Origin of the sequence: Pseudomonas japonica (assembly GCF_900188455.1) — a bacterium.
Lineage (GTDB): Bacteria > Pseudomonadota > Gammaproteobacteria > Pseudomonadales > Pseudomonadaceae > Aquipseudomonas > Aquipseudomonas japonica.
Map to the genome: position 1 here is coordinate 98,551 of NZ_FZOL01000008.1, position 12,675 is coordinate 111,225.

Sequence of the window (12,675 nt, forward strand, 5' to 3'; positions counted from 1 at the left end):
CTACCCGGCGTCGTGCACCACCACCAGCAACTGCGCCGCGACCTCACCCAGCGAACGCAGGCGATGCGGGGTCTGCGCATTGAAATAGAGGGCGTCGCCGCGTTCCAGGACGACACGCTCGTTCATGAAATCCACCTCGACCTGGCCGTCATGGACGAACAGGAACTCCTCGCCCAGGTGCTCCTTGAAGGTCGAGTCGCTGAAATCCATGGGCGGACTGATCAGGAACGGCAGCAGGCTGCGCTGGCCGATCTGGTTGGCCAGCACCGCGTAGCCCGGCCCCTGGGCGCTGCCGGAGAGCAGCTGGCGCTCGCCGCTGCGCACCAGGCTGTAGCGCGCCGGGTTCGGCGCATCCTCGGCGAACAGTTCCTCGACATTGACGTTCAGCGCCCGCGCCAGCTTGAGGGCGGCGGCGATGGACGGCGTGTTCAGCCCGCGCTCGACCTTGGACAGGTAGCTTTTGGTCATGCCGGACTTTTCCGCCAGCACCTCGAGGGTGATCCCGAGTTTTTTTCTCAATAACTTCAAACGGATAGACATGCGCCGTGATCGATTCCAGGCAGTGGGGAAACTTTTTCCTTGCCTATGACACTTTGTGTCATATAGCCTTGTCTGTGTCATCTGACCGCCCCATCGGTTTCTCAGGCTCGCGGGGCGGGCCAGCCAGGACATCGCACTTCACACCACCGAGGACACACCCCAATGGCCAACACAATGGCACTGCCCAAGGACCAACTGGTCCAGCAGGCCCTTGCGCGGATGCAAGGCTCGCTTGCGGATAATACGTGGACTGTCAGGGAAAAGCTGGCCCTGACCTGCCGCATTCTCTTCGACCGCGGTCACGATTCCGGCCTGGCCGGGCAGATCAGCGCCCGCGGCCCGCAACCCGGCACCTTCTACACCCAGCAACTGGGCCTGGGTTTCGACGAGATCAGCGCGAGCAATCTGCTGCTGGTCAACGAAGACCTGGAGGTCCTCGAAGGCCAGGGCATGGCCAATCCGGCCAACCGCTTCCACAGCTGGCTGTACCGCGCCCGCCCGGACGTCAACTGCATCATCCACACCCACCCCACCCATGTGGCGGCCTTGTCGATGCTGGAAGTGCCCTTGCAGGTATCGCACATGGACGTCTGCCCGCTGTATGACGACTGCGCGTTTCTCCAGCACTGGCCGGGCGTGCCGGTGGGCAACGAAGAAGGCGAGATCATCGCCGCCGCGCTGGGCGACAAGCGTGCCATCCTGCTGTCCCACCACGGTCAGTTGTCCACGGGCAGCAGCATCGAGCAGGCCTGCGTCATCGCCAACCTGATCGAGCGCGCGGCGCAGTTGCAACTGCTGGCGATGTCCGCCGGAACCCTGCAGCCGATCGACCCGGCCCTGGGCCGCGAGGCCCACGACTGGATCGACCGGCCCAAGCGCCACGGCGCGGCTTTCGACTATTTCGCCCGGCAAAGCCTGCGTTCCCACGCCGACTGCCTGAACTGACCGAACCGGAGCAACGCACATGAGCAATCTCTTCCACGGCATCATCGGCTACACCGTTACCCCGTTCAGCGGCCACGATGGCGAAAGCCTCGACCTCGCCGCACTCGGCCAGTCCATCGAGCGCCTGATCGACGGTGGCGTACAGGCCATCGCCCCGCTGGGCAGCACCGGCGAAGGCGCCTACCTGAATGACCGCGAATGGAGCCAGGTCGCCGAGTTCAGCCTCAGCCGGATCGGCAAGCGCGTGCCGACCATCGTCAGCGTGTCCGACCTGACCACCGCCAACGCCATCCGTCGCGCGCGCTTCGCCGAAGAGCACGGCGCCGATGCGGTGATGGTGCTGCCGGCGGCCTACTGGAAACTCAGCGAGGCGGAGATCCTCCGTCACTACCAGCGCATCGGCGACAGCATCGGCATCCCGATCATGCTCTACAACAACCCGGCCACCAGCGGCACCGACATGTCGGTGGAACTGATCCTGCGCATCGTCAGGACGGTGGAGAACGTCACCATGGTCAAGGAGAGCAGCGGCGACATCCAGCGCATGCACGCCCTGCAGCAACTGGGTGAAGGTCAGGTGCCGTACTACAACGGCTGCAACCCGCTGGCCCTGGAAGCCTTCATTGCCGGCGCGAGCGGCTGGTGCACGGCGGCGGCCAACCTGATCCCGGTGCTCAACCAGCAGTTGTACCGCGCGGTGGTGGGCAATGACCTGGAGCGGGCGCGCGAGCTGTTCTACCGGCAGTTGCCGTTGCTTGAGTTCATCCTCAAGGGCGGCTTGCCGGCGACGGTCAAGGCCGGCCTGAAGCTGACCGGGATCGATTGCGGGGTACCGCGGGCGCCGGTGTTTCCGCTGGATGAGGGGGGCTGTGGACGGTTGAAGGCGCTGCTGGATCGGCTCGCTTAGCTCAGGACGGGCAATTCCCGTAGGAGCGGGCTAGCCCGCGAAAGACCGCGCAGCGGTCCCAAAATCGCATGGACAGCACCCCTTTTGCTTGGGTATCTACACATCTCTGAAAACCTGGCGGAAACCGCATCAAGGCCGCCAGGTGCCTGTCTTGAGTCTTGCAGCGCTCTGAAGATCGAGCGCCGCCCGCGCGGCGCTTCGCGAGCAAGCTCGCTCCCACAGTTTGTTGCAACGCGCCTATGCCTGACAGGCCATGGTTGACCGCCTTGTTGGTGCGACTCAATACCGAGTCGAACCCAACAGCCTCCCCGCGATGCATCGCCGAAAAAACAAAGGCTGACAACCCAAATCCCACAGGCCATGGCGCGTTGCAACAAACTGTGGGAGCGAGCTTGCTCGCGAAGCGCCGCGCGGGCGGCGCTCGATCTGGACGGCACTGCAAGACTCAAGACAGACACCTGGCGGCCTTGATGCGGTCCCCCGACAAGCCTTCAAAGATGTGTAGATACCCAAGCCCCTTTTTGGGACCACATTGCGGTCCTTTCGCGGCGGTTCGGCGCGGCAGGCGCCTACGGAACCAGGCCACCCGCCTCGAAAACCTGCCACGCCTCGCCCTCGCCCAGCTCCACCACCAAGCGCTGCACCGGCCCCAGCAACGCACGGTACTGCGCCGCATCGCAGGTCGGCAGGAACACCGACAGCACCCGCGGATCATAGAAGCGGAACATCAGCACCCGCCGGTCCTCGGTACGCACCCGGAGAAACTTCTTGCAGTGCCGGCGCAGGTCCGCCATCGACACCCGCGCCGGCACCCGCAAGGCAATACCCCACGCCTTGCCCCAGCCCAAGCTCAGCAGTTCCAGGCTTTCGGCACAGCCCGCCTGCAGCCTGACCAGCCACGGCGCCGCCGCCTTCAAGCGCGGGATCAGCACGCCGGCATACAGGCAATCGCGCTCCAGCCGGCTGCCTTCGAGCCATGCCAGGATCGCCGGATCCCGGGCACCGTCGAGCAGCAGGTAGACCTGATGCTCCCGCGTCGCTTCGTCCTCGGGCCAGAGCAGATCGATCACCGCCGGCAGATTCATGTTCATGCACCACGCTCGCAGATTTCACAGAAAGGCGTGCCATTCTCGGCCGCCTGCTCCAGGACGCCCGCCTGTGCGTCCTGTACCGCTTCGACCCTGGCCTGTTCGGCGCTGGTCGCCGCGGCGACCTGTTGCGCCTTGACCTGCTCGCACACTTCGCAGAACGGCGTGGCCTCCTGCGCCGCCTTCTCCAGCATGCTGGCCAGTGCCTCCTGGACCTGCGCCACGTCGTCCGCTGGCGCGGCCACCGGCGCTTCGACCGGCACGGGCGTCTCGGCCGGCGCCACCGTGGCGATCGGCTCAGGCTCGACCGCCTCGACCCGTTCGGGCACCGGCGCGGGCTTCGCGAGCGGCGCGACCACCTTGACCGTGGCGGCGGCGACCGAACGCGTCGGTACCCGCTCACGCCAGGTGTAGCGATCGGCGCGCAGTGTGCCGAAGCGCAGCTCGTTGGCCACCTGCTGCAGCACCTGTTCGTCGCTGAGCCGATGGATCGGCAGGGTCTGTCGGGCCAGCAGACCACGCAACTCATGCACGCGGCTGGCTTCGCGCAGGTGGCGCTGGACGAACGCATCGGCCTGCCAGGCATCGCCCAGGTCGAGGCGTTGCTGCCAGGCCAGGGTCGGATCGGACGGCAAGGTGACATCGAACCCGGCCTGTTCGCACAGGCCGATCTGTTCCACGCCATCCGCAATCCATAACTGCATGATCCCGTTCCTGGAAGCTGTTGAGCAAAGGGGTCACCACACTAGCGCGCACTATGGCCTTTAGCCAGATCAGCCGCGCAATTGCGGCCGGCGGCCCTCGCCAGGCACCTCGATACGAACCTCAAGCGAACTCATGTCAATAAGCCACAAAAAAAGCCGTGATTTGCTTGACCCACCGCGGAAACCTCCCATTAAATCCGCACATTCCTACAAAAATAACGGCCGCCGCCGGCACCCTCAAGGGACGTCCAATGCTAAGCACCGCCTTCGACAACGCACGCGTCATGGCTCTCAACGACCAGGCCGTGCAGTACCGGAACCAGGGCTGTCTGGACGAAGCGGAGCAGTGTTTTCACGAGGCCCTGCACCTGGCGGAAAACGTCGAGGGCTTCGATCCCGCCAGCCTCGCCACCCTGCGCGACGGTCTCGCCGGGCTGCGCTGGGCCCAGCAGCGTCATGCCGAAGCCGAAGCGCTCTATCTCGATGTGCTGAGCACCCGCGAAAGCCTGTTCTCCCCCAGCCACCAGGTGGTCGGCCAGAGCCTGCAGACCCTGGGCAACTGCTACCTGAAACAGGGCCGTATCGGCGAGGCCGCGAGCATGCTCGAACGCGCCGTGCAGGTCTACCGCGAAGACACCCCCGACGACCTCGAACCGGTCAGTGCCTGCCTCGCCTCGCTGGGCCTCGCGCACCTGCAGCAGGACAATCTGCGTGCCGCGCACGAGGCCTTCAGCGAATCGCTGGTGATCTACCAGGTGCAGACCCCGCGCAACGAACAGGTGATCGCGGTTCTCGGCGAGCAACTGAAGATGATCGAACACCTGGGCAAGGGCGCCTGGTGGAAATTCTGGTGAGCCGGCCAAAACCGGACTGAGGCGACGCGGCCCCCGTAGGAGCTGGCTTGCCTGCGAAAGGACCGTACAACGGTCCCTGATAGCGGTGAGGTCTGGGACCGCTGCGCGGTCCTTTCGCAGGCAAGCCAGCTCCTACGGGGACCGCGTCGCCAGGCCGTCGAGCGCCGCTCCACACAATCCCCCTGCAAAAACACGCAGGAGGGATTATTCTGCAAAAACATTTCCCCGCCAGAAACTATGTGAGAAGCGAATATGAAGATCGATGACATGGACGCCTTCGTCGCCGTCATCCGCTGCCAGTCGACCAACCTCGCCGCCGAGGCGTTGCAGTTGACCCAGCCAGCGATCACGCGGCGGGTGCAGAATTTCGAGGAAGACCTCGGCGCCAACCTGCTCGACCGCAATACCAAGCCGCTCAAGCCGACGCCCATGGGCTGGCGGGTCTACGAACAGTGCAAGGCGATCCTGCGCGAGATCGATACCCTGCGCGAGCTGGTGGCCAGCGACGGCGCGCCCAGCGGCACGCTGCGCCTGGGGGTGCCACAGACCATCGGTGACGTGGTTCTGCTCGACGCCCTGGCGAAGATCCGCGAGGCCTATCCGGAACTGCGCACCCAGGTGGTCAGCGGCTGGGGCAGTTCGCTGATCTCGCGCATGGAAAACGGCGACCTGGACGCCGCCGCGGCGCTGTTCCCCACCGGCAAGATCTTCCCCGAAGGCATCGCCAGCCGCTCCATCGGGCGCATGCAACTGCGCGTGGTGGCCGCCAGGGGCAGCGCGCCCAAGCGCAGCTACAAGCTCAAGGACTGCTATCTGCGCGGCTGGGTCCTCAACCCCGATGGCTGCGGTTTCCGCGCCGGTCTGCAGCGCGCACTGAGCGAACAGGGCCTGTCGCTGCAGATCAACCTGGAGACCTTCGGCACCGAACTGCAACTGGGGCTGGTCGCCAACGGCCAGGGCCTGGGCCTGGTGCCGGAACCGCTGCTGGCGGCGAGCAGGCATCGCGAGCAACTGGAAGTCCTCAACGTCAGCGACTTCAAGCCGCAGGTCGATCTATGGCTGTTCCACCCACGCTACCTGGGCAATCTGCAGGAGCCGGTGGAGTTGTTCGGCGCGGTCTCGGCGCAGCGCCTGGACAGCAGCAAAATAGCCTGATTGCATTTTGAAAAAAATCTTTATGCTTTTTTCTGATAATTAACTTAGAACCAAAAAGCCTTTCACAAGCGTGTTTAAGGCGCTTATGTTCGTTTCACCGACCCCGACCTGGTGGAGGCAAATGGATTTTCGCCGCCGCCAGAGGGCCTGCCCGCCTTCGCTCCCCCCCGCTCTCGTGGGTTCTCCCTGGCCGCACGCGGAATGCCGATATTCCGACCTCATGGAGAACGCGATATGGGGCTCACCCGTAGAGATCTGGTAACCCGCCTGGCCGCCATCGGCGGCTATTCGGCGGCACTCGGCGGCCTGTCCGCCCTCGGCCTGCCCGGCAATGCCCGGGCGGCGAGCTTCGAACCCCTGAACCTGGCCAGCCGTGCCGGCAACGGCAAGCGCGTGCTGATCGTCGGCGGCGGCATCAGCGGCCTGGTCTCGGCCTATGAGCTGCGCAAGGCCGGTTTCAACGTGAAAGTGCTGGAGGCCCGCGATCGCATCGGCGGGCGGGTCTGGACCCTGCGCAACGGCGATCGCATCGAGCACAACGACGGCAGCCGGCAGACCGTGGAATTCGACGACGGCCTGTTCTTCAACGCCGGCGCCGCGCGCCTGCCCAGCCATCACCTGACCATCCTCGGCTACTGCCGCGAGCTCGGCGTGGAGCTGCAGGTGCTGGTCAACAGCAGCCGCAATGCCCTGGCCCAGCCAGACCTGGCGCAGCCGCCACTGCTGCTGCGCCAGGCGGTCAACGACACCCGCGGCCACCTCAGCGAACTGCTCGCGCGCAGCGTGCAGCGCAACAGCCTCGACCAGGAGCTCGACGCCGGCGAGCGCAAAGCGCTGCTGGACTTCCTCAAGGTCTACGGCGACCTCAACGACGAGCGCCAGTACCGCGGCTCGGTGCGCTCGGGCTACACCCGCTTCGCCGGCGCCGGTGACCAGACCCCGGTCCAGCGCGACCCGGTGGAGCTCAAGCGCCTGCTCGACAGCAACCTGCTGCTGCCGCTGGTGTTCGACGAGATCCCGGAGTTTTCCTCGACCATGTTCCAGCCGGTGGGCGGCATGGACCAGATTCCCAAGGCCTTCTACCGCCAGGTCAAGGACGCGGTGCAGCTCAACGCCGAGGTGCAGTCGATCCAGACCTCGGAGACGGGCAGTCGGGTGGTCTGGCGCGATCGCCTCAGCGGACGCCAGCACACCGAGGACGCCGACTACGCGGTGGTCGCCCTGCCCCTGCCGCTGCTGCGCAAACTCGACAGCAACTTCACCCCGGCCTTCAAGAACGCCCTCGGCCTGGCCCAGGGCGACAAGGCCAACAAGGTGGCCTGGCAATCGCCGCGGTTCTGGGAAACCGACTTCCAGATCTATGGCGGCCTCTCCTACATCAACCACGAAGCGCGCACCCTGTGGTACCCCAGCGACCGTCTGAACAGTGCCCAGGGCGTGCTGGTGGCGACCTACAACAACGGCGAGGTGGCCGACGGCTTCGCCGCCAAGTCGTGGCAGGCGCAGTTCGCCTCGTCCCGCGCCGCCGTGGAATCCCTGCACCCGGGCCACTCGCACAAACTGGGCCGGCCGGTGGCGGTGAACTGGTCGAAGATTCCTTTCAGCGAAAGTCCGTGGATCGTCCACGACGAAGTGGCCCAGCCGGGCTACGACATTCTCAACCAGCCACAAGGCCGCACCTGGCTGGCCAGCGACGCCCTGGCCCATGGCGGCGTCGGCATCTGGCAGAACAGCGCCGCCGAATCGGCGCGGCGGGTGGTCGGCCTGATCGCCCGGCATGCCGGCCAGACCTCCGCCAACGTTGCCGCCGCCTGAATCACGACAAGGAACGTCCCATGAAAAAGACCACCGTATTCGCGCTCGGAGCCCTGATGAGCCTGACCCTGAACACCGCCCACGCCGACAGCATCCAGCGCGTCGACCCGCCGGGCTCGAACTTCCCCATTTCGCAAGTGGTCAAGGTACCGGCCTCGGCGCAACTGATCTTCGTCAGCGGCACCCTGCCCGACGTCGCCGATGCCAAGGCGCCGAAAGGCACCATCGCCGCCTATGGCAACACCGAAACCCAGACCCTCTCGGTGCTCAACAAGCTGCGCGGCATTCTCCAGGCCCAGGGCCTGGACCTGGGCGATATCGTCCAGTTGCGGGTGTTCCTGGTGGGCGACCCGGACAAGGGCAACACCCTCGACTTCGCCGGGCTGCAGGCCGCCTACACGCGCTTCTTCGCCACCGCCGAACAGCCGAACAAACCGACCCGCACCGCCTTGCAGGTGGTCGCCCTGCCGCTGCCCGGCGCGCTGGTGGAAATCGAAGCCATCGCCGCCAAGACCCCGTGAGCCGGGGTCGTTCACCGCTATAACCAGAAAAGGAAATCTGCCTTGAACACTGCCCGCCTCTCCCGCTGGCCGGCAGCGACGGCGCGCACCCCTCTGTTGGGTGCCGCGCTGCTCGCCAGCCTCAATCTCCCCGTGGTCGCCGCCGAAGAACCGAGCGACAAGCAGCAGAGCTCGCGCCTGGATACCGTGATCGTCACCGGTAACCGTGGCAGCGAGAAACGCACCGTGACCACCAGCCCCGCGCCCATCGATGTGATCAGCGCCAAACAACTGCAGGCCACCGGCAAACCCGGCCTGATGGAAGCCCTCAGCGCCACGGTGGCCTCCTTCACCCTGCCGGAAAAGACCGGCTGGGACGCCAGCGGCATGGCCCGCGCGCCTAGCCTGCGCGGCCTCAACGCGGCGCAGGTGCTGGTGCTGGTCAACGGCAAGCGCCGCCACACCAGCGCCACCCTGAACATCAGCGGCATCCACGCCGGCGCCGCCCCGGCCGACCTCGACCTGATCCCCATCAGCGCCATCGACCATGTCGAGGTGCTGCGTGACGGCGCCGCCGCGCAATACGGCTCGGACGCCATCGCCGGGGTGATCAACGTGATCCTCAAGGCCGATACCAGCGGCACCGCGGTGACCAACGTCGGCCAGGGCTACGACGGCAAGAAGCAGACCGTGCAGCAGAGCCTGAACAAGGGCTTCGAGATCGGTAACGACGGTGTCCTGCAACTGGCCCTCGACGCCCGCAGCCAGAACGACGACAACAAGGCCAACGCCAACGGCTACAGCCAGGCCGAAGCCCATAAGAAAGCCGGCAAGGCGACCTATGGTGGCTACGGCACGCCGAAGATCAACCTGCTGACCCTCGGCTACAACGCCGAGCTGCCGGTCAATGACGACCTCAGCCTGTACTCCTTCAGCACCTGGTCCTACCGCAAGGCCGAACAGGGGCAGAACTTCCGCCTGCCGACCATCGTCAACACCATCACCACCGGCCCCAACGGCCGGCCGTCCGGCTACACGCCGACCTGGTACATCGAGGAGCAGGACTTCCAGGCCGCGTTCGGCGCCAAGGGCCTGGCCGCCGAATGGGACTGGGACCTGTCCAGCACCTACGGGCGCAACGACGCCGAACAGGGCACCTGGAACAACCAGAACCCGTCCCTCGGCGAAGCCACGCCGAACCACTTCAAGTCCGGTACGTGGATCTCCACTCAGTTGACCAGCAACCTCGATCTGCATCGCGGTTTCGAGGTCGGCCTGAGCAAGCCGCTGGACCTGTCCTGGGGCCTGGAACAGCGCCGCGACGGCTACGAGGTGGAGAAAGGCGACTGGGCCAGCTGGGCCAATGGCGGCTATTGCCGGGCGCCAGGCCAGTGCGCTTCGTCCGGGGCCCAGGTGACCAACGGCATCTCCCCCGAGCAGACCGCCAAGACCCACCGCAACAGCGTGGCCAGCTACGTCGACGTAGGCTTCAACCCGCTGCCGCAGTGGTATGTCGGCACCGCCCTGCGCTACGAGCACTACGACCAGGGCATCGGCGCGACCCGCAGCGGCAAGCTCAGCACGCGCTACGAGTTCACCCCGCAACTGGCGCTGCGCGCCACGGTGAGCAACGGCTTCCGCGCGCCGTCGCTGGCCAACAGCCTGTTCAGTGCGCGGTCCACCACCTTTGGCGTGGTCAACGGGGTCTACCAGTCGATCAACTACGGCGTGCTGCCGGTGGACTCGGCGGCGGCCAAGGCCCTCGGCGCCGAACCGCTGAAGCCGGAGAAATCCAGCAACTACAGCCTCGGCCTGACCTTCCAGCCCAGCGATCGGCTGTCCTTCACCGCCGATGCCTACGTGATCAACGTGCGTGACCGCATCACCCTGACCGGCACCCTGCTCGGCCCGGAAGTGCTGCAGACCCTGATCGCCAACGGCATCAACTCCACCTCCGGCGGCCAGTACTTCACCAACGGCGCCAATACCCGGACCAAGGGCGTCGACCTGGTGGGCAACTACGACCAGGACCTGGGCGGCTTCGGCAGTGTGAAATGGACCGCGGCGTGGAACTGGAACGACACCGAGATCCTCGACTACAAGGAGGGCGTGAGCATTCTCGGCAAGCAGTACGACCTGATGAACCGCCAGGCGCGCAACTTCATCACCGGGGTGCAGCCCAAGACCAAGCTGATTCTCGGCGGCAACTGGCGCCTGGATCGCTACAACGTCAACCTCGGCCTGACCCGCTACGGTTCGTACCTCGAAGTCAACGATGCCAGCGACCGCTCTCTGGACCGGGTGTACAAGGCGCGCTGGATCACCGACCTGGATGTCGGCTACCAGCTGACCAAGGACCTGAACCTGGCGGTGGGGGCGAAGAACCTGTTCGACATCTATCCGGAACGGCAGAACCCACCCAACAAGACCATGACCAAGGGCTACGGCGCGTATTCGCCGTACGGCTTCACCGGGGGCTATTACTTCACGCGCCTGACCTATGAGTTCTAGGTGACTTGCACGGGCGGTGTGGCTGCGGATTCATCGAGGCGTCGGACCGGCGCCGCTGTGAATCCGCGGCCACACCGTCCGCGCATGAAGCTGGCGCTATAAAATTCAATTTTCTGATATTGAAAAACACATTTAATGCTTTATTTACATAATTAGCATAGAAGAAAACGGTCCTTCACAGACGCTCCACACCCGCATAAGGTCTATCCCAGACCGACCCCTTTCCCGGCGGAGGCCCCTTTTCGCGACGCAAGCCGGGCCTCGCCGCGCTTCGTCGCCTCACCCTCCGCGCAGGAACGAAGCATGAGCAAACGACAGATCAGACTCGGCGCCATGATCCACGGTGTCGGCCACGGCTGGGGCGAGTGGCGTCACCCGGACGCACTGGCCGACGCCAGCGTCAACTTCACTTACTACAAACAGCAGGCCCGCCTGGCCGAAGCCGGCAGATTCGACTTCGCCTTCATCGCCGACAGCCTGCATATCCACGCCAAGTCCAGCCCGCATTACCTCAACCGTTTCGAGCCGCTGACCATCCTCTCCGCCCTGGCCGCGGTCACCGAGCATATCGGCCTGGTGGCGACCATCACCGTGAGCTACACCGAACCGTTCCAGGTCGCCCGCCAGCTGGCCTCGCTGGACCATATCAGCGGCGGTCGCGCCGGCTGGAACGTGGTCACCTCCTGGCTGTCCGGGACCGCCGACAACTTCGGCAAGAGCGAGCACCCGCCGCACGCCGAGCGCTACCGCATCGCCGAGGAGCATGTGCAGGTGGTCCAGGGCCTGTGGGACTCCTGGGAAGACGACGCGTTCACCCGCGACAAGCAGAGCGGCGAGTTCTTCGATCCGGACAAGCTGCACACGCTGAACCACCACGGCGAGTTCTTCAAGGTCAAGGGGCCGCTGAACATCGCCCGCTCGCGCCAGGGCCAGCCGCTGATCTTCCAGGCCGGCACCTCCGAGGACGGACGCAACTTCGCCGCGCGCCAGGCCGATGCGATCTTCGTCAGCCCCGAGGGCTTCAGCGACGCCCGCGCCTACTACCTGGACCTCAAGCAACGGGCGAAGAACTTCGGGCGCAACCCGGACGAGCTGTTCATCCTGCCGGGCATCCGCCCCCTGGTCGGCAGCGATGCCGAGGATGCCGAACGCCTGTACCAGGAAGCCCTCGCGCTGGTCGGCATCGACGATGCCCTGGTCGCCCTCGGCCGGCCGTTCAACGACTACGACTTCAGCGTCCATGACCTCGACGCACCGTTTCCCGACCTGGGCGATCTCGGCAGCCAGAGCCACAAGGGCTCGTCCGATCAGCTCAAGCGCATCGCCCGCGAGGAAGGCCTGACCCTGCGCCAGGTGGCACTGCGCTTCTCGGCGCCGAGCCGGGATTTCGTCGGCACCGCCGAGGAGGTGGCGAACGCCGTGCAGGACTGGTTCGAACACGACGCGGCCGACGGTTTCATCATCAACGCGCTGCTTCCCGACGGCCTGCAGCGCTTTACCGAGCTGGTAGTGCCCGTGCTGCAGGAACGCGGCCTGTTGCGCCGTGACTACGAGGGCCAGACCCTGCGCGACAACTTCGGTCTGGCCGTGCCGGACAACCGCCATACCTTGCGTCGCACCCGCGAAGCGGTCGCTTGAACCGCCCGGACAGAACCT

The 12,675-nt window shown here is 65.5% G+C and carries 11 protein-coding genes; 8 read left to right on the forward strand and 3 right to left on the reverse strand.

Annotation, left to right across the window (positions count from 1 at the left end):
- Positions 1–540, reverse strand: coding sequence for a helix-turn-helix domain-containing protein (locus CHB99_RS12165; protein WP_042130283.1), 540 nt, complete (start codon positions 538–540; stop codon positions 1–3).
- Between the two features lie 162 nt (positions 541–702).
- Here CHB99_RS12165 and CHB99_RS12170 point away from each other — a divergent pair, with 162 nt between their 5' ends.
- On the forward strand, positions 703–1,485 hold the full coding sequence (locus CHB99_RS12170) for an aldolase (protein WP_042130284.1): 783 nt from the start codon (positions 703–705) through the stop codon (positions 1,483–1,485).
- A 19-nt stretch (positions 1,486–1,504) separates the two neighbouring features.
- Positions 1,505–2,392: a dihydrodipicolinate synthase family protein gene (locus CHB99_RS12175; protein WP_042130286.1), complete on the forward strand. Its 888-nt coding sequence runs from the start codon at positions 1,505–1,507 to the stop codon at positions 2,390–2,392.
- Positions 2,393–2,961: 569 nt separating this feature from the next.
- On the opposite strand, the gene CHB99_RS12180 is transcribed toward CHB99_RS12175, so the two are convergent.
- Both CHB99_RS12180 and CHB99_RS12185 read right to left on the reverse strand, forming a co-directional pair.
- Positions 2,962–3,483, reverse strand: a complete 522-nt coding sequence (locus CHB99_RS12180) for a DUF4123 domain-containing protein (protein ID WP_042130438.1) — start codon at positions 3,481–3,483, stop codon at positions 2,962–2,964.
- A complete protein-coding gene (locus CHB99_RS12185; RefSeq protein ID WP_042130439.1) occupies positions 3,480–4,184 on the reverse strand; it encodes a hypothetical protein in 705 nt (234 codons plus the stop codon). Before CHB99_RS12185 ends, CHB99_RS12180 begins: the two co-directional genes overlap by 4 nt.
- Positions 4,185–4,435: 251 nt before the next feature.
- On the opposite strand from CHB99_RS12185, the gene CHB99_RS12190 reads away from it, so the two are divergent.
- The 6 genes from CHB99_RS12190 (at position 4,436) to CHB99_RS12215 (ending at position 12,657) form a co-directional block, all read left to right on the forward strand.
- On the forward strand, positions 4,436–5,038 hold the full coding sequence (locus CHB99_RS12190; protein WP_042130441.1) for a tetratricopeptide repeat protein: 603 nt from the start codon (positions 4,436–4,438) through the stop codon (positions 5,036–5,038).
- Between the two features lie 252 nt (positions 5,039–5,290).
- Positions 5,291–6,193, forward strand: coding sequence for a LysR family transcriptional regulator (locus tag CHB99_RS12195; protein ID WP_042130443.1), 903 nt, complete (start codon positions 5,291–5,293; stop codon positions 6,191–6,193).
- Positions 6,194–6,427: 234 nt separating this feature from the next.
- Positions 6,428–8,008, forward strand: a complete 1,581-nt coding sequence (locus CHB99_RS12200; RefSeq protein WP_042130444.1) for a flavin monoamine oxidase family protein — start codon at positions 6,428–6,430, stop codon at positions 8,006–8,008.
- Positions 8,009–8,028: 20 nt separating this feature from the next.
- Complete coding sequence (locus tag CHB99_RS12205; RefSeq protein WP_042130446.1) at positions 8,029–8,529, forward strand: RidA family protein; 501 nt, start codon at positions 8,029–8,031, stop codon at positions 8,527–8,529.
- Positions 8,530–8,661: 132 nt separating this feature from the next.
- The gene (locus tag CHB99_RS12210; RefSeq protein WP_042130454.1) at positions 8,662–11,019 is read left to right on the forward strand and encodes a TonB-dependent receptor plug domain-containing protein; all 2,358 of its coding nucleotides are present in this window, start codon (positions 8,662–8,664) and stop codon (positions 11,017–11,019) included.
- 303 nt (positions 11,020–11,322) lie between these two features.
- Positions 11,323–12,657 (forward strand): LLM class flavin-dependent oxidoreductase, encoded by a 1,335-nt coding sequence (locus CHB99_RS12215; RefSeq protein ID WP_042130448.1) that lies wholly within the window; start codon positions 11,323–11,325, stop codon positions 12,655–12,657.
- Positions 12,658–12,675: the final 18 nt, after the last annotated feature.

What these genes read in the sequence shown, in the direction of transcription:
- CHB99_RS12200 (WP_042130444.1), top strand. Translation starts at nt 6,428, where the DNA reads ATGGGGCTCACCCGTAGAGATCTGGTAACCCGCCTGGCCGCCATCGGC.
- CHB99_RS12190 (WP_042130441.1), top strand. Translation starts at nt 4,436, where the DNA reads ATGCTAAGCACCGCCTTCGACAACGCACGCGTCATGGCTCTCAACGAC.
- CHB99_RS12205 (WP_042130446.1), top strand. Translation starts at nt 8,029, where the DNA reads ATGAAAAAGACCACCGTATTCGCGCTCGGAGCCCTGATGAGCCTGACC.
- CHB99_RS12215 (WP_042130448.1), top strand. Translation starts at nt 11,323, where the DNA reads ATGAGCAAACGACAGATCAGACTCGGCGCCATGATCCACGGTGTCGGC.
- CHB99_RS12180 (WP_042130438.1), bottom strand. Translation starts at nt 3,483, where the DNA reads ATGAACATGAATCTGCCGGCGGTGATCGATCTGCTCTGGCCCGAGGAC.
- CHB99_RS12185 (WP_042130439.1), bottom strand. Translation starts at nt 4,184, where the DNA reads ATGCAGTTATGGATTGCGGATGGCGTGGAACAGATCGGCCTGTGCGAA.
- CHB99_RS12165 (WP_042130283.1), bottom strand. Translation starts at nt 540, where the DNA reads ATGTCTATCCGTTTGAAGTTATTGAGAAAAAAACTCGGGATCACCCTC.
- CHB99_RS12170 (WP_042130284.1), top strand. Translation starts at nt 703, where the DNA reads ATGGCCAACACAATGGCACTGCCCAAGGACCAACTGGTCCAGCAGGCC.
- CHB99_RS12195 (WP_042130443.1), top strand. Translation starts at nt 5,291, where the DNA reads ATGAAGATCGATGACATGGACGCCTTCGTCGCCGTCATCCGCTGCCAG.
- CHB99_RS12175 (WP_042130286.1), top strand. Translation starts at nt 1,505, where the DNA reads ATGAGCAATCTCTTCCACGGCATCATCGGCTACACCGTTACCCCGTTC.